The sequence below is a fragment of the Janibacter limosus genome (genome assembly GCF_004295485.1).
In the GTDB taxonomy this organism is placed as follows: domain Bacteria; phylum Actinomycetota; class Actinomycetes; order Actinomycetales; family Dermatophilaceae; genus Janibacter; species Janibacter limosus_A.
The window spans coordinates 783928-808514 of sequence record NZ_CP036164.1; the positions used below are offsets into that span (position 1 = coordinate 783928).

Annotated in this window: 26 protein-coding genes; 9 read left to right on the forward strand and 17 right to left on the reverse strand. The window is 71.5% G+C overall.

The window, feature by feature from the left end; translation table 11 throughout:
* The first annotated feature begins 57 nt into the window (after positions 1-57).
* The gene (locus tag EXU32_RS03820; RefSeq protein ID WP_130628704.1) at positions 58-663 is read left to right on the forward strand and encodes a pentapeptide repeat-containing protein; all 606 of its coding nucleotides are present in this window, start codon (positions 58-60) and stop codon (positions 661-663) included.
* Positions 664-676: 13 nt separating this feature from the next.
* Here EXU32_RS03820 and EXU32_RS03825 read toward each other — a convergent pair whose 3' ends face one another.
* Positions 677-2062: a DUF1731 domain-containing protein gene (locus EXU32_RS03825; protein WP_130628705.1), complete on the reverse strand. Its 1386-nt coding sequence runs from the start codon at positions 2060-2062 to the stop codon at positions 677-679.
* Positions 2062-2673 carry a TetR/AcrR family transcriptional regulator gene (locus EXU32_RS03830; RefSeq protein ID WP_242612874.1) on the reverse strand — a complete coding sequence of 204 codons (612 nt, stop codon included), beginning with the start codon at positions 2671-2673 and terminating at the stop codon, positions 2062-2064. Before EXU32_RS03830 ends, EXU32_RS03825 begins: the two co-directional genes overlap by 1 nt.
* A 112-nt stretch (positions 2674-2785) precedes the next feature.
* Here EXU32_RS03830 and EXU32_RS03835 point away from each other — a divergent pair, with 112 nt between their 5' ends.
* The 4 genes from EXU32_RS03835 (at position 2786) to moaA (ending at position 5983) form a co-directional block, all read left to right on the forward strand.
* Positions 2786-3940 carry an acyl-CoA dehydrogenase family protein gene (locus EXU32_RS03835; protein ID WP_130628707.1) on the forward strand — a complete coding sequence of 385 codons (1155 nt, stop codon included), beginning with the start codon at positions 2786-2788 and terminating at the stop codon, positions 3938-3940.
* A 119-nt stretch (positions 3941-4059) separates the two neighbouring features.
* Positions 4060-4551: a MogA/MoaB family molybdenum cofactor biosynthesis protein gene (locus EXU32_RS03840; protein ID WP_130628708.1), complete on the forward strand. Its 492-nt coding sequence runs from the start codon at positions 4060-4062 to the stop codon at positions 4549-4551.
* Positions 4551-4985: a molybdenum cofactor biosynthesis protein MoaE gene (locus EXU32_RS03845; protein ID WP_130628709.1), complete on the forward strand. Its 435-nt coding sequence runs from the start codon at positions 4551-4553 to the stop codon at positions 4983-4985. Before EXU32_RS03840 ends, EXU32_RS03845 begins: the two co-directional genes overlap by 1 nt.
* Positions 4985-5983, forward strand: a complete 999-nt coding sequence (gene moaA, locus EXU32_RS03850; RefSeq protein ID WP_130628710.1) for a GTP 3',8-cyclase MoaA — start codon at positions 4985-4987, stop codon at positions 5981-5983. Before EXU32_RS03845 ends, moaA begins: the two co-directional genes overlap by 1 nt.
* 15 nt (positions 5984-5998) lie before the next feature.
* Here the strand turns inward: moaA and EXU32_RS03855 are convergent, their stop codons facing one another.
* The 8 genes from EXU32_RS03855 to EXU32_RS03890 all read right to left on the reverse strand — a co-directional run bounded on the left by EXU32_RS03855 (position 5999) and on the right by EXU32_RS03890 (position 13308).
* Positions 5999-6238 (reverse strand): MoaD/ThiS family protein, encoded by a 240-nt coding sequence (locus EXU32_RS03855; RefSeq protein ID WP_130628711.1) that lies wholly within the window; start codon positions 6236-6238, stop codon positions 5999-6001.
* Complete coding sequence (locus EXU32_RS03860) at positions 6235-6510, reverse strand: DUF6457 domain-containing protein (protein WP_130628712.1); 276 nt, start codon at positions 6508-6510, stop codon at positions 6235-6237. The genes EXU32_RS03855 and EXU32_RS03860 overlap by 4 nt, the downstream gene beginning before the upstream one ends.
* Complete coding sequence (mobA, locus tag EXU32_RS03865; protein WP_165399567.1) at positions 6507-7133, reverse strand: molybdenum cofactor guanylyltransferase; 627 nt, start codon at positions 7131-7133, stop codon at positions 6507-6509. Before mobA ends, EXU32_RS03860 begins: the two co-directional genes overlap by 4 nt.
* Positions 7130-7609 carry a cyclic pyranopterin monophosphate synthase MoaC gene (gene moaC, locus EXU32_RS03870; RefSeq protein ID WP_130628714.1) on the reverse strand — a complete coding sequence of 160 codons (480 nt, stop codon included), beginning with the start codon at positions 7607-7609 and terminating at the stop codon, positions 7130-7132. Before moaC ends, mobA begins: the two co-directional genes overlap by 4 nt.
* Positions 7610-8845 carry a molybdopterin molybdotransferase MoeA gene (locus EXU32_RS03875; RefSeq protein ID WP_130628715.1) on the reverse strand — a complete coding sequence of 412 codons (1236 nt, stop codon included), beginning with the start codon at positions 8843-8845 and terminating at the stop codon, positions 7610-7612.
* A complete protein-coding gene (locus EXU32_RS03880) occupies positions 8842-10008 on the reverse strand; it encodes a ThiF family adenylyltransferase (RefSeq protein WP_130628716.1) in 1167 nt (388 codons plus the stop codon). The genes EXU32_RS03875 and EXU32_RS03880 overlap by 4 nt, the downstream gene beginning before the upstream one ends.
* Positions 10009-10105: 97 nt before the next feature.
* Entirely contained in the window at positions 10106-11098 is a 993-nt protein-coding gene (locus EXU32_RS03885; RefSeq protein WP_130628717.1) for an acyl-CoA thioesterase, read from the reverse strand.
* Between the two features lie 92 nt (positions 11099-11190).
* Positions 11191-13308: a RecQ family ATP-dependent DNA helicase gene (locus tag EXU32_RS03890; RefSeq protein ID WP_130628718.1), complete on the reverse strand. Its 2118-nt coding sequence runs from the start codon at positions 13306-13308 to the stop codon at positions 11191-11193.
* A gap of 87 nt (positions 13309-13395) precedes the next feature.
* On the opposite strand from EXU32_RS03890, the gene EXU32_RS03895 reads away from it, so the two are divergent.
* Genes EXU32_RS03895 through EXU32_RS03905 form a run of 3 tightly spaced genes read left to right on the forward strand, consistent with a single transcriptional unit; the run spans position 13396 to position 15308 of the window.
* Positions 13396-13851 (forward strand): acyl-CoA thioesterase, encoded by a 456-nt coding sequence (locus tag EXU32_RS03895; protein WP_130628719.1) that lies wholly within the window; start codon positions 13396-13398, stop codon positions 13849-13851.
* Positions 13848-14477 carry a hypothetical protein gene (locus tag EXU32_RS03900; protein ID WP_130628720.1) on the forward strand — a complete coding sequence of 210 codons (630 nt, stop codon included), beginning with the start codon at positions 13848-13850 and terminating at the stop codon, positions 14475-14477. Before EXU32_RS03895 ends, EXU32_RS03900 begins: the two co-directional genes overlap by 4 nt.
* A 36-nt stretch (positions 14478-14513) precedes the next feature.
* Positions 14514-15308: an inositol monophosphatase family protein gene (locus EXU32_RS03905; RefSeq protein WP_431603041.1), complete on the forward strand. Its 795-nt coding sequence runs from the start codon at positions 14514-14516 to the stop codon at positions 15306-15308.
* A gap of 68 nt (positions 15309-15376) precedes the next feature.
* On the opposite strand, the gene EXU32_RS03910 is transcribed toward EXU32_RS03905, so the two are convergent.
* Genes EXU32_RS03910 through EXU32_RS03930 form a run of 5 tightly spaced genes read right to left on the reverse strand, consistent with a single transcriptional unit; the run spans position 15377 to position 19251 of the window.
* Positions 15377-16174: a glycerophosphodiester phosphodiesterase gene (locus tag EXU32_RS03910; RefSeq protein ID WP_130628722.1), complete on the reverse strand. Its 798-nt coding sequence runs from the start codon at positions 16172-16174 to the stop codon at positions 15377-15379.
* A 23-nt stretch (positions 16175-16197) separates the two neighbouring features.
* Positions 16198-16542, reverse strand: a complete 345-nt coding sequence (locus EXU32_RS03915) for a VOC family protein (protein ID WP_130628723.1) — start codon at positions 16540-16542, stop codon at positions 16198-16200.
* A 39-nt stretch (positions 16543-16581) separates the two neighbouring features.
* Positions 16582-17133 (reverse strand): dienelactone hydrolase family protein, encoded by a 552-nt coding sequence (locus EXU32_RS03920; protein ID WP_130628724.1) that lies wholly within the window; start codon positions 17131-17133, stop codon positions 16582-16584.
* Position 17134: 1 nt separating this feature from the next.
* On the reverse strand, positions 17135-18850 hold the full coding sequence (locus tag EXU32_RS03925) for a glycoside hydrolase family 13 protein (protein ID WP_130628725.1): 1716 nt from the start codon (positions 18848-18850) through the stop codon (positions 17135-17137).
* Positions 18847-19251, reverse strand: a complete 405-nt coding sequence (locus EXU32_RS03930; RefSeq protein ID WP_130631037.1) for a globin — start codon at positions 19249-19251, stop codon at positions 18847-18849. Before EXU32_RS03930 ends, EXU32_RS03925 begins: the two co-directional genes overlap by 4 nt.
* A gap of 224 nt (positions 19252-19475) precedes the next feature.
* On the opposite strand from EXU32_RS03930, the gene EXU32_RS03935 reads away from it, so the two are divergent.
* Positions 19476-21065, forward strand: coding sequence for a DUF222 domain-containing protein (locus EXU32_RS03935; RefSeq protein WP_165399568.1), 1590 nt, complete (start codon positions 19476-19478; stop codon positions 21063-21065).
* Between the two features lie 12 nt (positions 21066-21077).
* On the opposite strand, the gene EXU32_RS03940 is transcribed toward EXU32_RS03935, so the two are convergent.
* Positions 21078-22001, reverse strand: a complete 924-nt coding sequence (locus EXU32_RS03940) for a mechanosensitive ion channel family protein (protein WP_130628727.1) — start codon at positions 21999-22001, stop codon at positions 21078-21080.
* Complete coding sequence (pepN, locus tag EXU32_RS03945; protein WP_130628728.1) at positions 21998-24556, reverse strand: aminopeptidase N; 2559 nt, start codon at positions 24554-24556, stop codon at positions 21998-22000. Before pepN ends, EXU32_RS03940 begins: the two co-directional genes overlap by 4 nt.
* Between the last annotated feature and the right edge of the window lie 31 nt (positions 24557-24587).

Consider the following 24587-nt stretch of genomic DNA (forward strand, 5'->3'; position numbering starts at 1 on the left):
ATTGTCCGGTCGGAGCCAGGCGGAGGGGGAGTCGGCGCGCGCCGGTAGCGTGCGGGCATGCCTTCATTGCTGGAGCAGGTCGACGGACGTACGAGCATCGTCGACGAGACGCTCACGGGAGACCTCGACGACGGCGAGCGCCTCGTCGGTGTCGAGCTCATCGGCTGCACGATCACCGACGCGACCTGGCCCGGTGCCGTCCTCGCGGGAGTGCGCCTGGAGGGCTGCACGCTGGAGCGCCTCGACCTGTCCAGGGTGCGACTGCCCGACTCGGTGCTGGACGGGTGCACGCTCACCGGCTGCAAGGCCCTCGCGACGTCGTGGTCGATGCTGCGGGAGCCGATGCTCTCGCCCGACCCGTGCACCTGGGTCGACTGCCAGCTGTCGATGGGCAGCTTCAGTGGGCTCGACCTCACCGGGGCCCGCTTCGAGCGGTGTGTCCTCACCGAGGCCGACTTCGACGGTGCGACCCTCAAGGACGTCGTGATCGAAGACAGCTCCCTCGCGGGGGCCAGGTTCGTCCGCGCAGATCTGCGGGGTGCCGACCTCCGGGGCGCCCGCGACTACGTCATCGACGTCCGCGATGCCCGAGTCGACGACCTGCGCGTCGACTCGGTGGGCGCGCTCGGGCTGCTCGTCCCCTTCGGCATCGTCATCGAGTGACGCGACGAGCCGGTCAGCCGTAGATCTCGGTCAGCGCGGAGTCGAGGTCCGGGTGGACGAAGTCGAAGCCCGCGTCGCGCAGCACCGTGGACGTGCAGTGCCGTCCCGTCAGGCCGAGGGCCGGGTCGCTGCGCAGGGCGACGGCGCCCACGTGGAGCATCGCCGCAGGTGTCGGCGGAGCGGCCGGGCGGTGGAGGTGTCGACGCAGCGCAGCCATGAGATCGGCATTGCGAAGGGGGTGTGGCGCCGCTGCGATGAGCGGTCCGTCGGGGATGCGCACCTGCGGGTCGAGACCGAGAGCGGCCACGGCCACGCGCAACCAGTCCTCGTGGTGGATCCAGCTGAACCACTGGTAGCCCGAGCCCACGCGTCCGCCGAGACCGGCCCGGGTCAGGCGGGCGAGCATCTGCAGCGCTGGCGCCTGTCGGTCGAGGACGATCGAGGTGCGCAGCAGGACGAGATGCTCGCTGTTGGCGCCCTCGGTCGCGTCCTCCCACGGGCGCGCGACGCCGGTCATCTGGGGCAGGCCCGGCTCGGGCACAGGCGTCGTCTCGGTGACCCGCAACTCGTGGGCGTCTGACCAGATGGCGGTGGTGGAGGCCTGCACCCAGGAGACGAGTGGGCGCCCCAGGCCTTGGCTGGCGGCCACGAGCGCCCGGGTCGAGTCCACCCGGGAGCTGCGCAGCTCGGCGATGTTGGCGTCGGTCGGTCGCACGTCGACGAGCTTGCCGGCGAGGTTGACGAGGGCGACTCCGGCCTCGTCGTCGGACTGCAGGACATCGGCCCAGTCACCGACGGAGCGGCCGTCCCAGATGACCTGGTCGAAGGGCAGCCGAGGATCGCGGTGGCGGGTGAGGACGCGGACATCGTGGCCGCGGGCAAACAGCCGTGCGCCGAGCAGCCTTCCGAGAGAACCGGATCCACCGGCGATGACGACACGGGGGAGGGTCGGGTCAGGTGTGGCGCCGGCGAGGCGAGCCAAGCGGACCCCGGCGTCGAGGAAGCCGCGGTCAAGGTCGGCGCCCACGCCGAGGACCACTGCGGGAGTCAACCCGCCGGTGATCTCCACCGTCTGGGTGAGCTGTGCACCCTGGCCCTCCGGCACCAGGGTCCACTCCACCCGCATCCCGCCCACCGGGTTGGGTTGCGTGATCTCCAGCCGTCGCCCTTCGTCATGGCCCGTGACCCGAAGGGGTGGTGCCGTCCGCTCGTGCAGAGCGCGGGACCAGCCTCGGCTCGGCGCATAGGAGCCGGTGGCTTCCCTCGCCAGCGGGCCGTCCAGCTGCGCGGTGGCGATGGCCGGCTCCCACTCGGGCCAGCGGGACAGGTCCGACAGGACCGACCACACGGCCTCCGGGGTGACGGGCAGGTGGGCGGTGGTGGTGCGTGACCAGATCATCAGTCTCTCCGTGCTCCGACGAGGCGCAGCGCGAGCGCTCCGTACGAGTTGGCGATGGACTCGGGGGTGGTGCGCTTGATGCCCGGGTGGTACCAGCGGGCGACGTCGACCACCAGCGACAGGGCCGCGAGGGCGGTGGAGCGGGTGTCGTCGACGTCGAACTCACCGGAGGCGACTCCCTCGGCGATGATCCGCTCGACGACGGCGTCGATCTCGCGGCGCAGGGTGAGCACCTCGCGCTGGTGCTCGGGGGAGAGGTGGCGGAACTCGTACTGCACGATGCGGGCGACCTGGTGCTGCTCCGCGTGCCACCGGGCGAACTCGGAGATGACCTCCTGCAGCGCGTCCGTCGGGGATGCGGCCTCGTCAGCGGCCGCGGCGAGCGCGTCGCGGGCGGCGACGTGCCCGACGCGGCTGAGCTGGAAGAGCAGGTCCTCCTTGCTCGCGAAGTGCACGTACACGCCGGCCGGGGACAGCCCGGCGCGCGAGGCGATGTCCCGGGTGGTCGTGCCGTGGAACCCCTTGTCCGCGAAGGCGTCAGCCGCCGCCTCGAAGAGCCGGACGACGGTGGGGTTGTCGTGGGCCGGCAGCGAGGGAGTCTGGGAGGTCACGGTTGACAGCATGCCCCCGGGAGGCAAAACTAAGCAAGCGCTTAGTCATAGTTTTCGCGCACAGACTTCCCAGCCAACATGTCGGTACGTCAGTGCCAGAGAGGGTGTGGACATGCCCCGCAACATCTACGAGGAGGACCACGAGTCCTTCCGTGCCTCCGTCCGCGAGTTCGTCGAGCGGATGCTCGTGCCTCGTGCGGAGTCGATGATCGCCGAGCACTCGATCCCGCGCGAAGTCTGGCTGGAGGCCGGCAAGCAGGGCTTCTTCGGTCTGGAGATCCCCGAGGAGTTCGGCGGAGCCGGCATCGAGGACTACCGCTTCAACGCCGTCCTCGCCGAGGAGCTGTCGAAGTTCAACGCCGCGACCAGCTCGTGCTTCGGGATCCACTCCGACATCACCGCGCCGTACATCGTGGCGCTGGGCACCCAGGAGCAGAAGCAGCGGTGGCTCCCGGGCGTCGCCGCGGGCGAGAAGATCCTCGCGATCGGCATGACCGAGCCCTCCGGCGGCTCGGACCTGGCCAACCTCAAGAGCACCGCGGTCAAGGCCGATGACGGCTCTGGCGACTGGATCATCAACGGCTCCAAGACCTTCATCACCAACGGCCACCAGTGCGACCTCGCCGTCGTGGCGGTCCGCACCGACCCGGCCAAGGGCGCCAAGGGCATCTCCCTCTTCGTCCTCGAGAAGGAGGACGAGGGCTTCACCAAGGGCCAGCCGCTGGACAAGGTCGGTCAGCCCGAGTCCGACACGTCCGAGCTCTTCTTCGACAACGTGCGCGTCTCCGGGGACCGGCTCCTTGGCCCCGAGGGCATGGGCTTCATCTCGATGATGCAGAAGCTGCCGCAGGAGCGTCTCGGCAATGCCATTGCCAACATCGCGGGGGCCAAGCAGATCCTCGAGGAGACGATCCAGTACACCAAGGAGCGCAAGGCCTTCGGCCAGCCGATCGGCGCCTTCCAGCACAACAAGTTCAAGATGGCCGAGCTCGTGACCAAGATCGAGGTCAGCGAGGCCTACATCGACTCCTGCATCGTCGCGCACGCCGCGGGCAAGCTCACCGCGGTCGACGCGGCCAAGGCGAAGTGGTGGGCCGCCGAGGTCCAGTGCGGCGTCCTCGACGAGTGCGTGCAGCTCCACGGTGGCTACGGCTTCATGAACGAGTACCGCGTCGCCCGTGCGTGGAAGGACGCCCGCGTCCACAAGATCTGGGCCGGCACCAACGAGATCATGAAGGAGCTCATCGGTCGCGACCTCGGTCTCTGACCGCGACTCGAGGCTCCAGCACGGCCCTGGGCCGGTCACACCGTGAGATGCGGTGTGACCGGCCCTAGCGCTTGTCCACGAGTTTGAGACACTGGACAGATCCGACCGAAGGGAGCCGCGTGAGCACCACAGCACATGTCGTCACCGTCTCCGATCGAGTGAGCCGCGGAGTGCGTGAGGACCGCTCCGGCCAGGCAGCCCGTGAGGCCCTCGAGGCGGCTGGCCACGAGGTCACCTCCAGCGTCGTCCCCGACGGCGCCGACGAGGTCGAGTCCGTCCTGCGCGCCGCGCTCGCGGCCGGTCACCGGCTGCTCGTCACCACGGGTGGCACCGGGCTGACCCCGCGCGACCGCACGCCCGAGGGCACCGCCCCCGTCCTGGACCGCGAGGTCCCCGGCCTCGCGGAGCTGCTCCGTGCGGAGGGCGCACGGCACACCCCCTTCGCCGCGATCTCGCGTGGGCTCGTCGGGATCGTCGATGCCGGACCCGACCGGCCCGGCGCCCTCGTCGTCAACCTCCCCGGCAGCACTGCCGGGGTCCGTGAGGGGCTGGACGTCCTCCTGCCCCTCGTCGAGCACGTCCTTGACCAGATCTCCGGAGGCGACCACTGATGTCGAGCACCGCATGGATCGCCACCGAGGCGATCGACCTCGCCGCGATGCTCAGCAGCGTCAGCGGTCCCTCCCACGGGGCGGTGGCCAGCTTCGTCGGACAGGTCCGTGACCACGACCCCGAGGCCTCGGGCCAGGTCGTCGCCCTGCGCTACTCCTGCCACCCTGACGCGCAGCGGTTCATCGAGGAGATCGTCGCGCGGACCACCACCGCGCACGACCCCCGGGGTGACGCCGACGTGCGCGCGACCCACCGCATCGGTGACCTCGACGTCGGCGACCTCGCCCTCGTCGTGGTCGTCGGTAGCGCCCACCGTGATCTCGCCTTCACTCTCTGCCGCGCCGTCGTCGAGGCGGTCAAGCACGAACTGCCTGTCTGGAAGCAGCAGTTCGAGGTCGACGGTTCCCACACCTGGTCAGGATTGAGCTGCTGATGACTCGCCCACTGATGGACACCCACGGTCGACTGCACCGAGACCTACGCGTCTCGCTGACCGACAAGTGCAACCTGCGCTGCACCTACTGCATGCCGGCCGAAGGTCTGGCCTGGCTGCCCAAGGACGAGCTGCTCACCACGCCAGAGCTGCTCACGCTCGTCGAGGCCGCGGTCACCGCGGGCATCACCGAGGTGCGCCTCACTGGCGGAGAGCCACTCGTGCGGCCCGATGTCGTCGAGATCGTCACGGCCATCGCCGCGATGGAGGGGCCGGACGGCTCGCCCGAGGTCTCGATGACGACCAACGGTCTCGGCCTGGCCAAGACCGCGTCGGCGCTGGCCGAGGCCGGCCTCGCGCGGGTCAACGTCAGCCTGGACACGTTGCGTCCCGAGCGCTTCCACGAGATCACCCGGCGCGATCGGTTCCACGAGGTCATCGAGGGGATGGCGGCGGCGCACGACGCCGGGCTGCGACCGGTCAAGATCAACTCCGTGCTGCAGCGGGGGATCAACGACGACGAGGTCGTCGACCTGACCCGTTGGGCGGTCGAGCACGGCTACGAGCTGCGCTTCATCGAGCAGATGCCACTGGACGCCCAGCACTCCTGGCAGCGCACCGAGATGATCTCGGGCGAGGAGATCCTCACCGCCCTGCGGGGGGCCTTCGAGCTCACCGAGGTGCCCGGACGCGGAGCAGCACCGGCAGAGCGCTTCTACGTCGACGGTGGTCCCGCGTCGGTCGGTGTCATCGCCTCGGTGACGATGCCCTTCTGCGGGTCGTGCGACCGGCTGCGGCTGACGGCCGACGGCCAGCTGCGCAACTGCCTCTTCGCCAACGGCGAGACGGACCTGCGTGCGCCCCTGCGTGCCGGAGCCACCGAGGCGCAGATCCACGAGCTCGTGCACGAGTGCCTCGCCCTCAAGCGACCCGGCCACGGGATCAACGAGCCGGGCTTCCTGCAGCCGCCGCGCCCGATGAGCGCGATCGGCGGCTGAGGCGGAGGGACCCGATCAGCCCCCGGCGAAGGGGGGCAGCACGTCGATCGTCGCCCCGGCCGTGACCGGGGTGGAGCTGTCGTCGACATAGCGCCCGGCGTGCAGCACGGAGCACCGCTGCAGCACCTCGGTCAGGCGCGCGCCGTGGGCGGCCTCGGCTGCTGCGAGCACCTCACCCACGGTGCCCCCGGACAGCTCTTCCTCGTCGGTGCCGGCCGCCTCGGCGGCCCCCGCGAAGTACCTGATGGTCGTCATGACTGCTCCTCCCGCTCGGTGATGGTCGCCTCGATGGCCTGCTGCAGGGACTCGATGTCGACGGGCCGTCCCTGCGCCTGCAGGTGCCCGACGGCGACACCGAGGATGTAGGAACCCACGGGTGCCATCGGCCGCTCGAAGCCGTGGGCGATCTTCTTGGTCATCGCGTGGATCGTCACGACGTCGACCGACTCCGCGTCGATGCCCACGGCGGCGCAGGCGTCCTCGATCCAGTCGGCCCACAGCTCCCGGGTCGTCTCGTGGTCGGTCATGACGGCTCCTGCTCGCGCAGCCGCTCCACCCAGTGGGCGTGGTCGGTCCAGGTGTCGATGTCGGCGACGGCGTCGTCACCGGCGGGCACGGTGACGAGCACCGAGTCGGCCAGGAGTGACTTCATCGACTGGTCCCGGGGGGAGCCGAGCTGGTCGAGGGCCCGTCGCAGGGATGCGGTGCGGTGGATCCCCAGCAACCACTGGGGGTACCCCGTCGAGTCGGCGAGGCACCAGCCGTCGTACTCGGCGGTGTCGACGTCGTCGCTGCGCTGGGCGTAGGACCAGGCGGCGAGCAGCCGACCGAGGGCGGGCAGGGGGTCGGCCAGGTCGCACGCGAGCACCACGGTCCACTCGGCCGGGTCGGTGGCGGTCAGGGCGTCGAGTCCGGCTGCCACACCGGCCACGGGCCCACCCAGGGGAGGGTCCTCGAGGGTGCTGTGGACGCCCTCGGGGACCTCGACGTCACCGACGACGGCGATCTCGCGGGCGTCCGCGACCGAGACGAGCACGCGGTCGACCAGTCGCCGACCGTCGAGCTCGACGTCGGCCTTGCTGGCGCCGCCCAGGCGCTCGGCGGCGCCTCCGGCCAGCACGACTGCGTCGAAGGGGGTCTGATCGGTCACGAGTCCTCCCGGGTCCAGGTGCCACTGCGGCCGCCGGTCTTCTCCAGCAGCCGGATGTCGGTCATGTGGGCACTGCGGTCGCGCCCCTTGACCATGTCGATGACGGTGAGTGCGGCGACCGAGACGCTGGTCAGCGCCTCCATCTCGACGCCGGTGCGGTCCGCCGTGCGCACGGTCGCGGTGATGTCGACGCCCGCGTCGGTGACGACCAGGTCGACGACGGCTCCGTGGACGCCGATGACGTGGGCGAGGGGGAGCAGGTCAGGGGTCTTCTTCGCCGCCTGGATCCCGGCGATGCGCGCGACGGCGAGCACGTCCCCCTTCGGCACGGTGCCGTCGCGCAGCAGGGCGACGGTCTCCGGGGAGGTGAGCACCCGCCCGGCGGCGGTGGCCGAGCGGGTCGTCGGGGTCTTGTCGGTGACGTCGACCATCCGGGCGTGGCCGGAGGAGTCGAGGTGGGTCAGCGGGTGGTCCATCTACAGGCTCCTGATCTGCACGATGTCGCCGGGCTCGACGGAGTCGATCTCCTCGGCGACGACCGCCAGCGCGTGCGCGCCGGCGAGGGAGGTGACCATGTGGGAGGCCGAGCCCCGGCGGTGGGTGGGGGTCGCGACGAGGCGTCCCGTCTCGTCGCTGGACAGCCGGACCGGGACCAGCTGTCGACGCCCCGCGGGCGAGCGCCACCCGGTGCCGGCGACGGCGACGGTCGGGCCGGTCACCGGCGCGCGGCCGAGGAGCCGGTCGATCACCGGGCGGCCGAAGACCTCGAAGGAGATCGCCGTGCTCACCGGGTTGCCGGGGAAGGCGATGACGGGGACCCCGTGCCAGCGGGCCCAGCCCTGCGGCTTGCCCGGCTGCATGCGCACGTGGCGGAAGACGCCGTCGGCCGACTCCTCGAGGACGATCCGCGAGACGTCGAAGTCGCCCACGCTCACGCCGCCGGTGAGCAGGACGAGGTCGGCGCCGTCGGCGAGCTCGTCGAGGCCGGAGGTGAACCCGGTGGTGTCGTCGGGCAGGACCACGGGGCCACGGACCTGCACGCCGAGCTCGGTCAGCGTGGCCGCCAGGTGCGTGCCGTTGGACTCGAAGATCTGCCCGCGCACGAGCGAGCCTCCCGGCGAGACGAGCTCGTCACCCGTGGCTGCGACGGCGACGACCGGGCGGCGCCGCACGGTGACGGTCGCGGCGCCCGCGGCGGCCAGCGACCCCAGGACCCGACCGGTGACCGTCACGCCCGCGTCGGCGACGACCGCGCCCGCGCGCACGTCCTCACCCGCGCCGCGCACGTGCTGCCCCAGGGTGCGGGCCTCGGTGATCGTGACGGTGCTCGTGCCCCCGTCGGTGACCTCGACGGGCACGACCGTGTCGGCCCCGGACGGCAGGGGCGCGCCGGTCATGATCCGCACGCACTCGCCGAGTCCCATGGCCGGGTCCTCGCTCGACCCCGCGGGTACCGCGCCGACGACCCGGAGCGTGGCGGGCAGGCTCGCGAGGTCGTCGTGGAGCACGGCGTAGCCGTCCATGGCGGAGTTGGCGAAGGCGGGCACGTCGCCCGCGGCGTGCACGGGCAGCGCCAGCACGCGGCCGAGGGCCTGCGCCAGCGGGACGTCCTCGACGTCGTCGAGGGCCGCGGCGCCGGCGAGCAGTGTGGTGAGCAGCTCGTCGAGGTACTCCTCGACGGTCAGCAGGACGCGCTGGGTCGGGTCACTCATCGGGTCTCCACGGTGTGCGGGGCGGGGTCGGGCCAGGCGAGCATGCCGCCCTCGAGGACGAAGAGGCGCTCGAGCCCGCGCGCCCGCAGGGCCGTGGCCGCGAGGTGGGCGCGGGGTCCGGCCCGACACACGAGGACGACGTCGCGGTCGGCGGGGATGCCGGCGCTGGCAGTCGGGTCGCTGGTGAGGGCCGCGATCGGGATGTGCACCGCACCGGGCACGGTGCCGTCGGCCAGCTCGTGCTCCTCACGCACGTCGATGACGAAGGGGGTGTCCCCACCGGTGAGTCGGGTGGCGAGGTCGGCGGCGGAGAGCAGCGGCACCGCAGGCTCGTCGGCCGGAGGCCGGGTGGTCGCGGGCGTGTGGTCGGGGACCGGCCGGGCGCGGCGCGGTCCACGCGCCACGAGCGGGATCTCCCGCTGGGTCGAGGCGAGCACGTCGATGAAGAGCAGCCGGCCGAGCAGGGGCTCACCCACGCCGGTGATCAGCTTGATCGCCTCGGTCGCCATCATCGAGCCGACCTGGCCGACGAGCGGACCGACGACCCCGGCGTCACCGCAGGCGGGCACGGACCCGGGGGCGGGGGGCGTGGGGAAGAGGTCGCGCAGCCCCGGCGCCGGGTGCCCGTCGGGTGCGGTGGTCCAGAAGATCGTCAGGTGGGCCTCGGTGCGGTAGACCGCGGCCCACACGAGCGGGATGCCGAGCTCGTCGCACGCGTCGCCGACCGCGTACCGCGTCTCGAAGTTGTCGCTGCCGTCGAGCACCAGGTCGTGACCGGCGAGGATCGCGCTGGCGTTGTCCGCATCCAGGTGCTCGCTGACCCCGGTGATGGTCACGTCGGGGTTGAGCGCACGCACGCGCTCGAGGGCACTGTCGACCTTGGGGCGCCCGACGTCGGCGGTGGAGTGGATGACCTGGCGCTGCAGGTTGGTCTCGTCGACGACGTCGTCGTCGACGACCGTGATCCGGCCGACCCCGGCGCCGGCCAGGTACAGCAGGGCGGGCGACCCGAGCCCGCCGGCACCGATGACCGCGACGCTCGCCGCGAGGAGGCGACGCTGACCCCCTTCGCCGATGGTGGGCATGAGGAGGTGGCGCGAGTAGCGGCTCACCTGGGTCCCGGTGAGCGCCGGCCCGGGGGCGACGAGCGGGAGGAGTGTCATGGTGCTGACGGTAGTCCGCTCACCGTCGGTTGGTCAGGTCGGGCCCGTCCCAGCCCGCCAGTGGGGCCTGCGTACCGGTGCCGCAACCGCCGCGGGGTCAGGCCTTGGACTCTCCGCTGGAGGAGCCCGTGGCGGAGTCGTCGGCGTCTCGCTGCTTGATGCGGATCATCGCCTCCTGGGCGATGGTCGCGACGAGGGCGCCGTCCTCGTCGAAGATCTTGCCGATCATGAGCCCGCGCCCGGAGCGCGTCGAGGGGGACTCCTGGTCGTAGAGCAGCCAGGCGCCGGGGTCGACGGGGCGGTGGAACCAGATCGTGTGGTCGATGGTGGCCGCGGTCAGGCCGCGCTGGGCCCACGTCAGGCCGTGTGCGCGCAGCATCGTGTCGATGGGGGTGTAGTCGGAGGCGAAGGCCAGGACGGCACAGCGGGTCAGCTGGTCATGGGGAAGCTGCGCCACGGTGCGGAACCAGACGCGCTGGTGCCCGTCACGCTCGGGTGCGGGGACGAGCATGATGTCGCCGTCGACATAGCGGTGGTCGACCGGTCGGCTGGCGATGTACTGGGCCCGTGGGTGGTCGATGCCGGCGTACTTGTCGGCCACGGACTCGAGGTCCTCGGGGTAGGGCACCTCGGGCATCGCGAGGTGGTGGTCGAGACCGTCGGACGGGTCCTGGAAGGACGCCGTCATCGACAGGATGGGACGCCCGTGCTGCAGGGCGTGGACGCGCCGCGTCGAGAACGAACGCCCGTCGCGCATCCGCTCGACGGCGAAGCGGATCGGCAGGCTCGAGTCGCCGGGGCGCATGAAGTAGGCGTGCAGGGAGTGCGGCATGCGGTGCGGCATCTCGGGCAGGACCGTGCGTCCGGCGGCGACGAGGGCCTGCGCCAGGACCTGACCGCCGAAGACCCGGCCGTGCGGCATGGCGATGCTCTCGCCCTCGAAGACGTCGGCCGCGCTCGCCCCGAGCTCGCCCACGCCCTCGGGGCCCTCGACGCGGATGGTCGCGTGCCCGACGTCCTCGAGGTCCAGCGCTGCCAATGCGGTGCTGAGCGCGATGCGCTGTGCCTGCTCGATGGACTCGGCGGTCATGGGGCTCCTCGTCGTGTGGTCAACGACGTGACTCTAAAGGAGAGATGGGTGTCGCTGTGAGACGTGTCCCACAGGCTGACCCCGTGGACGCCTCAGCCGTCGAGGCCCAGGACGAAGGGGAGGACCTCGTCGACCCCGGCCCGCCGCAGCGCACGGGCAGCGACGGTGAGTGTCCACCGGGAGTGGGCGATGTCGTCGACGAGCAGGACCGGTCCGCGCAGTCCGGCCAGGGTCTCGGCCAGCTCGGGGCCGACGACGAGGCGCTCCCAGACGCCCGACAGGCGATAGGCGGAGTTGCCGCCCGGCTCGCCGACCGGGCCGCCGTCGGCCAGGTCGAGCGCACCGAGGACCGGTAGGCGTCCGATCTGGCCCAGCTGCTCCGCGAGCGAGGTGATCAGCGTGGGGTGGGAGCGTGACGGGATGGTGACGATGCCGACAGGCCGGGTCTGCCAGCCCCACTCGGCGAGCACCCGCACGCAGGCGCGGATCGTCGACTCCGGGACCGGCTGGTCCGCGGCGAGCAGCTCGCGGACGCGCGGGCCCCACCCCAGGTCGGTCAGGCGGGCGAGCCCGCGTCCCTGCGACATCGCCTCTCCGGCAGGGATCTTGCCCTTGACGTCGACGCCCAGCCGGCCCATGCCCGTGGGGTACTGGGCCCGGGGGTCGAGGTCCACGCCAGCGCGATCGAGGGTCGACCGGGCCGAACCCAGTGCGCCCTCGGTGATGTCCGCGTCGATCCACGGACCCGCACACCGGTCGCAGCGGCCACAGTCGTGCGCGGTGGGATCGTCGAGGGTGCGCTGGAGGAAGGCCATGCGGCACCCGTCGGTGGTGATGTAGTCGAGCATGTGCTGCTGCTCGGCCTCGCGCGCCGCGGCCACGCGCTCGTAGCGCTCGGCGTCGTAGACCCACGGCTGGCCGGTGCTGAGCCAGCCGCCGCTGACGCGCTGGACCGCGCCGTCGACGTCGAGCACCTTGAGCAGCAGCTCCAGGCGCGTACGTCGGATGTCGACGATCGTCTCCAGCGCTGCGGTCGACAGTGCCCTGCCCGCCTCGGCGAGGGCGGTGAGCACCGCAGCGGCCTGGTCCTCGCGGGGCATCGACGCCGAGGCGAAGTGCTTCCAGATCGAGACGTCGTCGTGCCCGGGCAGGAGAACGACATCGGCGCGCTCGGTGGCGCGGCCGGCTCGACCGACTTGCTGGTAGTAGGCGACCGGTGAGGACGGCGCCCCCAGGTGCACGACGAAGCCGAGGTCCGGCTTGTCGAAGCCCATCCCGAGCGCGCTCGTCGCGATGAGGGCCTTGACCTTGTTGTGGCGCAGGGCCTCCTCCATCGCGGCGCGCTCCTCGGTGTCGGAGCGCCCGGTGTAGGCGGCCACCTCGTAGCCGGCCGATTGCAGGGCAGCGGCCACGTCCTCGGCGCCGCTGACGGTGAGGGTGTAGACGATGCCGCTGCCCTCGAGCTGCCCGAGGTGCGTGGCCAGCCAGGCCAGGTGGCGGTCCATCCCGGCGCGGGGGAGCACCCCGAGCCGCAGGCTGTCGCGGGCCAGCTGCCCGCGGACGGTGAGGACCTCGTCCTGCGTGCCGGCGGCCAGCTGCTCCTCGACATCGCGCACCACGCGCTCGTTGGCCGTCGCCGTGGTCGCCAGCACGGGTGTGCCCTGCGGCAGCTCCCCGAGCAGGTCCTTGATCCGGCGGTAGTCGGGCCGGAAGTCGTGCCCCCAGTCGCTGACGCAGTGCGCCTCGTCGACGACCAGCAGGCCACACCGGCGGGTGAGGTCGGGCAGCTGCTCCGCGCGGAACCGCGGGTTGTTGAGGCGCTCGGGGCTGACCAGCAGCACGTCGACCTCGTCGCGCGCGAGGCGACCGCGGACGTCGTCCCACTCCTGGGCGTTGGCGGAGTTCATCGACACGGCCCGCACACCTGCCCGCTCGGCCGCCGCAATCTGGTCGCGCATCAGCGCGAGCAGCGGGGAGACGATGAGGGAGGGGCCGGCTCCCTTCGCCCGCTGGAGCTGGGAGGCGACGAAGTAGACCGCCGACTTGCCCCACCCGGTGCGCTGGACGACGAGGACGCGACGGCCGCCGCCGACGAGCGCCTCGATGGCCTCGAGCTGCCCGTCGCGGAAGGTGACGTCGTCGCGCCCGACGAGGCGCCGCAGGACCGCGGTGGCATCGTCGGTCAGGGCCGTGGTGGGGGAGGAGGTCATGTGCTCCACCGTAGGCGAGGGGTGTGACGGCCCACAGTCGTCGCGAGGATTGGGGATGGAGACGATCCGCGGTGGGAGGATGTGGACATGACGAGCGAGCCCCCTCCCCAGACCAGGTTCACGGCGGAGGTGGTCCTGCGCTGGGGCGACATGGACGCCTACGGCCACGTCAACAACGTGCAGTTCCACCGGCTGCTCGAGGAGGCGCGCATCCGCGCCTTCAGCGAGTGGTTCCACGCCAGTGGCGGCGACTCCATGCTCCGCTCCGGTGTGCTGCTGGCCCGTCAGGAGATCGAGTTCCTCGAGCAGCTCACCTACCGACCCGAGCCGGTCGCGATCGAGATGTGGGTGACCCATCTCGGGGGCGCCAGCTGGGACATGGGCTACGAGATCCGCGACGGGGACGCGCTCTACGCGCGCGCCGAGTCGACACTCGTCGCCTTCGACCTGGCGGCGCAGCGTCCGCGGTCCCTGAGCCGGGACGAGCGCTCCGCCCTCGAGGCGCTCCTCGGCGAGCCCGTCGCGATGCGGCGGCGGCGATGACCTCCCTTCGTCTCGCCGACGGGGAGAGCGCCGCGGACCTGACCACCTATCTCACCCGCGCCAAGCGGCTCGACGAGGACGGCGACGTCCGCCTCCAGGCCGTCGGTACCGTCCTGGCCGTCTGGACGTGCGTGCTCCCCGGCCGCGGGCTCGGCAGCAACGGGCTCGTCCTGGCGCTGAGGACCTTCGCCCTGGCCGAGACCGCCCACCTCGACACGACCACGCCGATCGCGTCGATCACCGACCGGCTCGCTCGCGGTGGCACCGACATCGAGCAGCCCCCGGTGACCTCGCAGCCCACCTGGCGCGCACTCAGCCCGCCACGCTCCGGCTGGGAGCCCGTCGGTCGGGTGGCCGAGACCGACCTCACGGAGGTCGCCCGTGCGGGCATCGCGGAGATCACCCAGGGCGCTCCCGACGGGTCCGGGTCAGCGGCCGTCGCCGACCTGCGATCGCGGGTGTGGGGGCGCATGACGCAGACCGTCCCGCCGGTCCCTGCGGGGACGGCCTTCGGTCTGCACGCACTCGGCTTCCTGCGGCCGGCGCCCTCGGCGCAGGCCACGGTCCACACGATCGGGCCGTGGACCCGGGTGGCGACCGAGGGCGGCTTCGTCCTGGCGCGCTGACCCCCCTTCGTCGCGGTCGGCGGCAGCCATAGTGTGGTGACCGTGGACGATCACCTCACCGACCTGCCCACCGACATCGACGACGCGACCCTGGCTCTGGAGCTGACCCGACGGGCGGCCGAGCTGGCCTCCCGCATGCGAGGTGAGGGGCTCTCGGGGGAGTCCAAGACCTCCATCTCCGACCTGGTCACCGCCGCCGACCACGCCGCCGAGGACCTCGTCGCAGGCACCCTGGCGCGGTTGCGCCCGGATGACGGCATCGTCGGCGAGGAGGGCGCCGAGGCCGTGTCCCGCTCCGGACGCACCTGGGTGATCGACCCGGTCGACGGGACCTACAACTTCCTCTCCGGGCTCGGCACCTGGTGCAGCGCGCTGGCCCTGCGCGACGCCTCGGGCATCCTGCTCGGCGCGGTCCACCAGCCGTCCGTCGGCGAGGCGTGGGTGGGCGGCCGCGACCTGCCGACCAGCCTCAACGGACGACCGCTCGACGAGCTCGCCGACCTCCCGCTGGCCGAGGTGGCCATGGCCACCTACCTCCACCCCGGGGTCCTGCACGTGGACACCCTGCGCGAGCCCTGGCTCGCGGCGATCTCCGGTGCGGCGACGGTGCGGATGTTCGGCTCCGGGTCCTGCGACCTCGCGGCCGTCGCCGGCGGGCGCATCGGGGTGTGGGCCCAGCAGTCGGTGCCCGAGTGGGACTGGCTGCCGGGCGCCGCGCTGGTCACCGCCGCCGGCGGGCGGGCCGAGCAGGTCGAGGCGCACGGTCACACCTGGAGCGTCGCGGGCCGCCCCACCGCCGTCGAGCAGGTCATCGCCGCGCTGCGAGGTTGAGCGACGGTTGGTCAGGGGCGGGGTAGGACGCAGGCGGGCACTGCTCGGCCGATCCCGGCCATCCCGCTTCAGGGACGAAGGGGGCGACCCCGCTCCGCGAGCACGTCCCGCAGGGTGTCGATCCGGTCGGTGACGATCCCATCGACCCCGAGGTCGAGCAGCCGGTGCATCTCGTCGGCTTCGTCGATGGTCCACACGTGCACGTGCTTGCCGATGCGGTGGGCGGCGTCGACGAGGCGGCGGGTCACGAGGGTGACGGGCACGGGCCCGACCTGCTGGCGGATCGGTATCTGCAGTGCCTGCGAGGGGGAGCGCAGCAGCCGGTGCAGGACGCTCGGCAGCAGCCGGGTCGCCGCCACGTCCCGAGGACCCGCCGAGGTCGCGAGCCTCGGTCCGAGGGCCTGCCGGACAGCGCGCAGCCGGGTGTCGCTGAAGGAGCCGATGCAGACGCGGTCGATGGCGTCGTGACGACGGATGGCATCGACCAGGGGAGCGATGGCGCCGGGTGACTTGATGTCGATGTTGAAGCGCGCGTCGGGGAAGGTCTCGAAGAGCTCGTCCATGAGCGGCACGGGGTCCAGACCGTGGATGCGGGCCGCGGAGACCTCGCCCCACGGCAGGTCGGCGATCGCTCCCTTCGTATCGGTGACGCGGTCGAGCACGTCGTCGTGGAAGGCGACGAGCCGGCCGTCCGCCGTCGAGTGCACGTCCGTCTCCAGGTAGCGATACCCCATGTCGACGGCCTGCTGGAAGGCGGCGACGGTGTTCTCCCGCCCGACATTGGGCTCGAAGGTCGACCCGCCCCGGTGGGCGAGCCCGATGGGGGTGTCGTCGGCGAAGTAGGCGAAGTCCGCGGCTGCTCTCACGGGCACCAACCTAGGCGACGACCTCAGTGCTGCGCGATGCAGAACTCGTTGCCGTCGGGGTCGGCGAGCGTCACCCAGCGGAAGCCGTCGCTCTCGTGGTCGGCGACATGACTGGCGCCGCCCTCCAGCAGCAGCCGGGTCGCGCCGTCGAGGTCGGGGGTCCCCAGGTCGAGGTGCATCCGGTTCTTGCCCGGGGTGGGGTCCGCAACCTTCTGGAAGGCGAGCATCGGCCCCTGGGGCAGCTGGACGACCACGAACCAACCGTCGTTGTCCTGGGTGATGGTGCCGTCGGTCTGCCGCGCCCACCACGTCGCGAGGGCGGTGGCGTCGGTCGTGTCGGTCGTGATCATGCCGAGTGTCAGGCTCATGCATCGACAGTAGGGCGAAGCCCCGACAACGGTCGTCGATCAGCGCAGGAAGGTGTCGATCCGCTCGATCGTCGCCGCCGTGACGTCAGCGTCGTAGCCCGGCAGGTCCGGGTCGGTGAAGAGGTGGCCGCGGCCGGGTGTGACGTGGTCCTCGAAGGGAGCGCCGCTCGCAGCTACTGCCGCGCCCAGGGCCGTCACATCGGGCGGTGCGATCCACGGGTCGTCCTCGTGGCGGTGCACCTGGACGGGCACGCCGGACCACTCGTGCCGGGGCGCTGCGACCGAGTGCAGCAGGATCGCAGCGCTCGCTCGGGGCCGTCGTGCGGCCAGCCGCTGGGCGAAGAATGCCCCGAGGGAGAAGCCCGCGAGCACCGTCTCCGGCGGCATCGTGGCCGCCAGCTCTCGGACGGTCTCGAAGTACTCGGGGTGCGCGTCGCGGTGCGCGATGCCCTCGCGCTCGCCGTCGAAGACATGCCCCTCGTAGAAGTCGGGGACCTCCACCTCGTGGCCACGCCCGCGCAGCAGCTCGGCGAAGGAGTGCACCCCGGGCCGTAGACCGAGTGCCGAGTGGAGCAGCAGGATCGTCGCCATGTCAGTCGACCTGCGCCCACACGCAGGTGTCGGCCGGGACCTGCCCGTCGACGAGCTCACCCGACGCCACGAGCACCTGTGCGCCCTCGGGAAGGGCGATCGGCGTCGAGGACAGGTTGGCGACCACGAGGGTCTGCCTGCCGTCGGGACCCGTCGCGAGGTACCCGAGCACGTCGTCTCCCAGGCCCTCGACCTCGGCCAGCGCGGCGAGCCCGAGACGGCGCTCCCGACGGATGGTCAGGAGCGCGCGGTAGAGCTCGAGGGTCGAGCCCTCGACCCCGGTCTGCTCGTCGACCGCGAGGTCGGCGTAGGACGTCGGCTGGGGCAACCACGCGGCGCCCGTGTCGTTGAAGCCGAGGGAGGCACCCCCCTTCGTCCAGGGGATGGGGACGCGGCAGCCGTCACGACCGAGCTCGAGACCGCCTGTGCGGGCGAAGGTCGGGTCCTGGCGGGCCTCGGCCGGCAGGCTGGTGTGCTCGGGCAGCCCGAGCTCCTCGCCCTGGTAGACGTAGGCGCCACCGGGCAGCGCGAGCATGAGCGTCGTCGCGGCGCGGGCCCGGCGCAGGCCGAGCTCGGCGTCGGGCTGCGGGTCGTCCGCCCCGATCCCGTTGGGTCGGGGCGCCCCGACGGGCAGACCGAAGCGGCTCGCGTGACGCAGCACGTCATGGTTGCTCAGCACCCAGGTCGCGGGCGCGCCGACCGAGTCGTTGGACGCCAGGGAGCGCTCGATGACCGCACGCAGCGGCTGCGCCTGCCACGGCGTCTCGAGGAAGTCGAAGTTGAAGGCCTGGTGGTACTCGTCCTCGCGCACGTAGCGCGCCAGCCGGTCCGCCGGTGCCACCCACGCCTCGGCGCACATGATCCGCTCGGGGACGCCGTAGGAGTCGAGCAGGGTGCGCCAGCTGCGATAGATCTCGTGGACACCGTCCTGGTCCCAGTAGGGCGCCTCGTGGGTGACCTCCATGAGGCCGCCGGGGTGCTTGCCGAAGTTGGGGAAGGTCGGGTCCTTGACCAGCCCGTGCGCCACGTCGACGCGGAAGCCGTCGACCCCGCGGTCGAGCCAGAAGCGCAGCGTCGTCTCGAAGTCGGCGCGCACCTCGCTGTTGTCCCAGTTGAAGTCCGGCTGCGAGGGGTCGAAGAGGTGCAGGTACCACTGGCCCGGTGTGCCGTCCGGCTCGGTGACGCGGGTCCACGCACCGCCGCCGAAGTTGGCCAGCCAGTCGGTGGGCGGCAGCGACCCGTCCTCGCCGAGCCCGTCGCGGAACATGTACCGGTCGCGCTCGGGGCTGCCGGGGGCTGCGGCCAGCGCCTCCTGGAACCACGGGTGGTCCGACGAACTGTGGTTGGGGACGATGTCGACGATGATCCTCAAGGCCAGCTCGTGGGCCCGCGCGATGAGCGCGTCGGCATCGGCGAGCGTGCCGAAGAGCGGGTCGACGTCGCGGTGGTCCGAGACGTCGTAGCCGGCGTCGCGCTGCGGCGAGCGGTAGAAGGGGGAGAGCCACACGGCGTCGACGCCGAGGTCGCGCAGGTGCTCCAGCCGCGAGGTGATGCCGGGCAGGTCACCGATCCCGTCACCGTCGGCGTCGGCCCAGGACCGGGGGTAGATCTGGTAGATCACCGCATCGCGCCACCACGGGACGTCCGCGGAGCCCGCCGGGTGGAGCTGGCGCGTGGCGAAGGGGGTGGGCTGGCTGGTCGTGGCGCGCTCCGTCACAGCCGGCTCCCGTCGTCGTCGGCGTTGACGAGCATGTCCGCGGCGCGGATGAAGTAGTCGCGCATCGCGGCGGCGTGCGACTCGGGCAACTCGAGCGAGTCCATGGCGGCCAGCATGTGCTTCATCCACCGGTCGCGCTGGTCCGGGGTCACCGCGTAGTCGACGTGTCGCATGCGCAGCCGCGGGTGACCGCGCTCCTGGCTGTAGGTGCCGGGGCCGCCGAAGTACTGCTCGAGGAACATCCGCAGGCGGATCTCGGCCGCGCCGAGGTCCTCCTCCGGGTACAGGGCGCGCAGGGTCGGGTCCGTCGCCACTCCCTCGTAGAAGGCGTGGACGAGGCGCACGAAGGTGTCGTGCCCACCGACCTGCTCGTAGAAGGTCTCACCGGGCTGCGCAAACATGTCGGCCAGTCTGTCAGGCGTCGTCGCCGAGCTGCCGGCGGCCTGACGGTGGTCGAGGTGGGAGACCGCGGCGGAGGCGAGCGTCGGGACTCGGTTGTCGGGGGTGCGTGCCACGGTGGTGACGAGGGCGGAGCGAGGTTGGTGGGGTCGGGGAGAAGTTGTCCCCAACCCTCTTGAATTCTTCGAACATGTGTTCGATAATGGTGGGAGCGAAGGGGGGCGCGATGACCGATCAGGGGACTGACACCACAGTGGGTGGGTCTGTGGTCGGGGACGCGTTGCCTGATCGTCTTGCTGCTGCTCTTGAGGTATTGAGCGGAGCTCGGGCGGAGGGTTTGTCGGAGGCGGAGCTGCTGCAGGTCGTCTCGTTGATGGAGGCGACGAAGGGGGCGGCTGCTGCTCTGCAGGCTCGCGCGACGGCGATGTTTGTCGAGGACCGCGACGCGAGGGTGGCCCAGGACCGCGCGGATGGGGTGGTCTCGGCGCGGGAGGCGTCGTGTCGTCGGCGTGCGGCGCGGGCGGAGCTGGCTCTTGCGCGGCGGTGCGCGCCGGGTCAGGCGGATCGGCACGTGGGCCTGGCCAAGGCGCTCGTGCGTGACCTGCCGTGCACGTTGGCGGCGTTGACGGCTGGTGAGTTGAGTGAGTGGCGGGCCACGATTGTGGCCCGTGAGACCGCTTGCCTGTCGCACGAGGACCGGGTCGAGGCGGACCGGCGTCTTGCTGGGTGCTTGACCACGGTGGGGGACCGGGAGCTCGCGGCGGCGGCGCACCGGGCGAGTGCGGACCTGGACGCGGAGGCTTTGGTGCGGCGGCGCCGCAAGGCGGTCGCGTCCAGGAATGTGAGTGTGCGGCCAGCGGCGGATGGGATGGCGTGGTTGAGCATCCTGGGTCCGCTCGCGGATGTCGTGGGGGCGTTTGCGGCGTTGAAGAAGGCCGAGCAGTCCCGGCATGTCGCGACCGGTGACCCTGAAGTTGATGCGGCACGAGCCAGCGATGAGCGGGGTCGGGGTGCGTGGATGGCTGATACCGCTCTGGAGCTGCTGTCGGGTCGGTGTGAGGGCCAGGTGCAGCCGGTCGAGGTGGGTCTGGTGATGCGTGAGGAAGCGATCGTGCGCACCGGCGAAGGTACCGGTGCCGATGCTGCTGGCTCGGTCTTCTTCCGCACTAGCGCCGCCAGCGCCTCCGCCGACTCCACCTACGCCAGAGATGTTGGTGGTGCTGGTGATCGGGATGAGGTGGAGGTCCCGGGGTGGGGTGCGATGCCCGGTGAGATGGCCCGGGAGCATCTGCTGCGTCTGTGCGATACCGGGACCGCGACGTGGTTGCGCCGGTTGTGGACCGCACCGGGCGGCACCAACCTGGTCGCGATGGACTCCAAGCGGAGACTCTTCAGTGGGGTGCTGCGTCAGCTGATCGAGCTGCGCGATGCGACCTGCCGGGTCCCGTTCTGCGGGGCGCCGATCCGCGACATCGACCACGTCAGTCCGCATGCCCTTGGTGGTGAGACCTCGGCAGCGAACGCGATGAGTGACTGCCAGGGCCACAACCTGGTCAAGGAAGCCCCTGGTTGGCGGGCCGAGGTCACCTCCACCGGTCTGGATCCCGGCGGCGGCCCCCACGAAGTCACCCTCACCACCCCGACGGGCAGCGAGTACATCTGCACGGCGCCGCCCCTGCTCGGCCACGGACGACCCCGACCTCGGTCGCGGCCACCCCTGGCAGGGGCGACGACCCGGCGCCGCCCCGTCGACACCATCGACGCCACGAGATCAGCGATCGAGGTGCACTTCGAGGGACTGCTCGGGGCCGCCTAGGTCCCCACGAGGTCAGATCTGGTGCTGCCCGGTGCCACCCAGCGGCAGGGGCGGCCCGGCGACGCCCTCGCGGTCGAAGGCCTCCTTGACCCGGCGCCGGATCTCGCGCTGGATGCCCCAGTTCTCGTTGGGGGCGCACGTGGCGAAGACGCGCACCGTCACGGTGCCTGCGCCGATCGTCTCGACGCCGAGCACCGACGGCGTCTCGCGCAGCACCTCGCTCCAGTGCCCGTCGTCCTTCATCCGCGAGACCGCATCGGTGATGATCCCGATGACCCGGTCGACGTCCTCCGTGTACGAGAAGGGCAGGTCCACCATGACCGTCGACCAGCCCTGGCTGCGGTTGCCGATCCGGATGATCTCGCCGTTGCGCACGTACCAGACGACACCATCGAGGTCGCGCAGCCGGGTGACCCGCAGCGTGACCTCCTCGACGGTGCCGACCGCCTCACCGGTGTCGATGAAGTCACCCACCCCGTACTGGTCCTCGAGGATCATGAAGATGCCCGAGAGGTAGTCGCGCACGAGCGCCTGCGCACCAAAACCCAGCGCGACGCCGCCGACACCGGCGGACGCGAGCAGCGGCGCCAGCGGGATGCCGAGCAGGGCCAGCACGGTGAGCGTCGAGACCGTCGCGATGACGATCGTCGCGATACTGCGCAGCAGCGAGCCCATCGTCAGGGTGCGCTGCCGGTACCGCTCGCTGGCCGTGACGGAGGGCTTGCCCTGGGTGCGCTTGTGGTCCCGCTTCTCCCGGGACGCCTCGCTCCGGGCGATCGAGGCCTCGACGGCCTTGGTGATCGCCCGGTGCGCGAGCCACCTGGCCACGACGGCCAGGACGATGGTGACGACGATCTTCAGCGGAGCGCCCAGGAGCCAGTCCGAGGCGGACGCCCAGGTGATGTCGAGGGTGAGCAGCCGAGTCATGTCGATCATCCGGCCGAGTCTGCGTCACGCTCCTGAGCAGCAACTGCACGCGCGACCGCGTCGCGGCTCTCGGCGACCGTGCGCCGTAGGCCGGCTGGCGCCGAGTCGTGCTCGTCGAGCCAGGTCTGGGTGGTGGCGAGCAGCTCGGGACCGGCCAGCGCCATCGGGTAGAAGCCGATGACGATGCCCTCGGCGATGGCGTGCGTCCGCGAGGACCACACCTCCTCGAGGACGTCGTGGTACCGCTGGACGAAGGGGGTGAGCAGCCCCGGGTCGGTGGTGCGGCCGAAGCCCAGACCGTGCGCGTCGACCACCGAGTTGGGCGTCTCGGTGGAGACGACGCCGGCCTGCCAGGCAGCCTCCTTGGCCTCCGGCGTGGGGATGCTCGCGGCAGCGCGGGCGGCGCGCTCTCGACCAGTGGCGGTGTTGTCCCCCTTCGCCTCTGCGGCAACGGCGTCCGCGTCGGCCTCGCCGGCTGCAGCCAGGCCGGTGAGCAAGGTCCAGCGCATGTCGGTGTCGACGGCCAGACCCTCGAGGGAGGCGCTGCCGTCGAGCAGACCGGCCACCAGGGAGACGTCGTCGCCGGGGGCGAGCAGACCGGCGTGGCCGGTGACGAGCTGCAGCTGGGCGTCGCTGCCCGAGGCCGCCGCGCGGGCCAGCTCGGCGAGGTGCGCCACGACCTGCTGGCGGACCTGCTCACGGTGGGCCGGAGCGCCGTAGGTGAGCACGGCGGTCGAGATCTGGCCGATGAGGGAGCGCAGCAGCACCGAGTCGGAGAGACCGTCGAGGACCGGCAGGACCAGCTCGACATAGGCGCGGGCGGCCATCTCGCCGTCGCGGGTCATGTCCCACGCCGACGCCAGCGCGAGCGAGGCCGGCAGCGACTCGGCGAAGGCCGTGGGGTGGGCCAGCAGCGTTGCGAGGGAACGCTCGTCGAGCCGCAGCTTGGCGTAGCTCAGGTCGTCGTCGTTGAGCAGCAGCAGGTCGGGCTGACGCTGACCGACGAGCTGCGGCAGGGGAGTGTGCTCGCCGTCCACGTCGACCTCGATGCGCTCACGACGCTGCAGGGTGCCGTCGACGAGGTCGTATAGACCGACCGCGAGACGGTGCGGGCGCAGCGTCGCGAAGCCCTCGGCGAAGGTCTGCTCGATGACCGCGTCGACGTAGAGGCCGCGATCGTCGACCTCGACCACGGGACGAAGGGTGTTGACCCCAGCGGTCTCGAGCCACAGCTTCGACCACGCGCGCAGGTCGCGGCCCGACGTCGCCTCGAGCTCGTCGAGCAGGTCGTCGAGGGTCGTGTTGCCCCAGGCGTGCTTGGCGAAGTAGGCCCGCAGACCGTCGCGGAAGGGCTCACGGCCGACATAGGCCACGAGCTGCTTGATGACCGAGGCGCCCTTGGCGTAGGTGATGCCGTCGAAGTTGACCTCGACGTCGTCGAGGTCGCGGATCGGCGCGACGATCGGGTGGGTCGAGCTGAGCTGGTCCTGGCGGTAGGCCCAGGCCTTCTCGTGCGTGCAGAAGGTCGTCCAGGCGTCGGCCCACTCGGTGGCCTCGGACTGGCAGGTCGTGGAGGCCCACTCGGCGAAGGACTCGTTGAGCCACAGGTCGTTCCACCACTTCATCGTCACGAGGTTGCCGAACCACATGTGGGCCAGCTCGTGCAGCACGGTGAGGGCGCGGCGCTCGACGAGCGCGTCGGGCACCTTGGAGCGGAAGACGTACATCTCGTGGAAGGTCACGCACCCCGCGTTTTCCATCGCGCCCATGTTGTACTCCGGCGTGAAGACCTGGTCGTACTTGGTGAAGGGGTAGGCGCGGTCGAACTCCTCCTCGAAGAAGGCGAAACCCGCCTTGGTGAGGGCGAAGAGGTTGTCGGCGTCGAGGTACTGCGTCAGCGACTTGCGGCAGAAGATGCCCAGCGGCACCTCCTTGTCCCGTGAGGTGAGCGAGTCGCGCACGACGTCGTAGGGGCCGGCGACGAGCGCGGTGATGTAGCTGCTCATCCGCTCGGTGGGGGCGAAGGCCCACGTGGCCACGCCCTCCTGGCCCTGCACTGGGGTCGGCTCGGGGGTGGGGGAGTTGCCGATGACCTCCCAGTGCGCGGGCGCGGTGACGGTCAGCGTGAAGCTCGCCTTGAGGTCGGGCTGCTCGAAGACGGGGTACATCCGGCGGCTGTCGGGCACCTCGAACTGCGTGTAGAGGTAGACCTCGCCGTCGACCGGGTCGACGAAGCGGTGCAGCCCCTCGCCGGTGTTCATGTAGCGACCGGTGGCGCTGATCGTCACCGTGTTGTCCTCGGCGAGGCCCTCGAGCTGCACGCGGTGGTCGGCGAAGATCGCTGCGGCGTCGAGCTCGGTGCCGTTGAGGACGACGGACTCGACGGACTCACCGATGAAGTCGACGAAGGTGGAGCCTCCCCCCTTCGCCGTGAAGTGGATGGTGCTCGTCGTCGCGAAGGTCGTCTCCGACGTCGTCAGGTCGAGGGTGATCTCGTGGCTGTCGACGGTGACGACGGCCGCCCTGGCGGCGGCCTCCTCACGGGTGAGGTTCTTGCCCGGCACGTGTTGCTCCTTCGCAATAGGCGTTTTCCTC

Excerpts from the sequence above, each read along its gene's own strand:
- EXU32_RS03820 (WP_130628704.1), top strand. The coding sequence starts at position 58 with ATGCCTTCATTGCTGGAGCAGGTCGACGGACGTACGAGCATCGTCGAC.
- EXU32_RS03825 (WP_130628705.1), bottom strand. The coding sequence starts at position 2,062 with ATGATCTGGTCACGCACCACCACCGCCCACCTGCCCGTCACCCCGGAG.
- EXU32_RS03835 (WP_130628707.1), top strand. The coding sequence starts at position 2,786 with ATGCCCCGCAACATCTACGAGGAGGACCACGAGTCCTTCCGTGCCTCC.
- EXU32_RS03845 (WP_130628709.1), top strand. The coding sequence starts at position 4,551 with ATGTCGAGCACCGCATGGATCGCCACCGAGGCGATCGACCTCGCCGCG.
- moaA (WP_130628710.1), top strand. The coding sequence starts at position 4,985 with ATGACTCGCCCACTGATGGACACCCACGGTCGACTGCACCGAGACCTA.
- EXU32_RS03855 (WP_130628711.1), bottom strand. The coding sequence starts at position 6,238 with ATGACGACCATCAGGTACTTCGCGGGGGCCGCCGAGGCGGCCGGCACC.
- EXU32_RS03860 (WP_130628712.1), bottom strand. The coding sequence starts at position 6,510 with ATGACCGACCACGAGACGACCCGGGAGCTGTGGGCCGACTGGATCGAG.
- moaC (WP_130628714.1), bottom strand. The coding sequence starts at position 7,609 with ATGGACCACCCGCTGACCCACCTCGACTCCTCCGGCCACGCCCGGATG.
- EXU32_RS03875 (WP_130628715.1), bottom strand. The coding sequence starts at position 8,845 with ATGAGTGACCCGACCCAGCGCGTCCTGCTGACCGTCGAGGAGTACCTC.
- EXU32_RS03880 (WP_130628716.1), bottom strand. The coding sequence starts at position 10,008 with ATGACACTCCTCCCGCTCGTCGCCCCCGGGCCGGCGCTCACCGGGACC.
- EXU32_RS03885 (WP_130628717.1), bottom strand. The coding sequence starts at position 11,098 with ATGACCGCCGAGTCCATCGAGCAGGCACAGCGCATCGCGCTCAGCACC.
- EXU32_RS03890 (WP_130628718.1), bottom strand. The coding sequence starts at position 13,308 with ATGACCTCCTCCCCCACCACGGCCCTGACCGACGATGCCACCGCGGTC.
- EXU32_RS03895 (WP_130628719.1), top strand. The coding sequence starts at position 13,396 with ATGACGAGCGAGCCCCCTCCCCAGACCAGGTTCACGGCGGAGGTGGTC.
- EXU32_RS03900 (WP_130628720.1), top strand. The coding sequence starts at position 13,848 with ATGACCTCCCTTCGTCTCGCCGACGGGGAGAGCGCCGCGGACCTGACC.
- EXU32_RS03915 (WP_130628723.1), bottom strand. The coding sequence starts at position 16,542 with ATGAGCCTGACACTCGGCATGATCACGACCGACACGACCGACGCCACC.
- EXU32_RS03920 (WP_130628724.1), bottom strand. The coding sequence starts at position 17,133 with ATGGCGACGATCCTGCTGCTCCACTCGGCACTCGGTCTACGGCCCGGG.
- EXU32_RS03930 (WP_130631037.1), bottom strand. The coding sequence starts at position 19,251 with ATGTTTGCGCAGCCCGGTGAGACCTTCTACGAGCAGGTCGGTGGGCAC.
- EXU32_RS03935 (WP_165399568.1), top strand. The coding sequence starts at position 19,476 with ATGACCGATCAGGGGACTGACACCACAGTGGGTGGGTCTGTGGTCGGG.
- EXU32_RS03940 (WP_130628727.1), bottom strand. The coding sequence starts at position 22,001 with ATGATCGACATGACTCGGCTGCTCACCCTCGACATCACCTGGGCGTCC.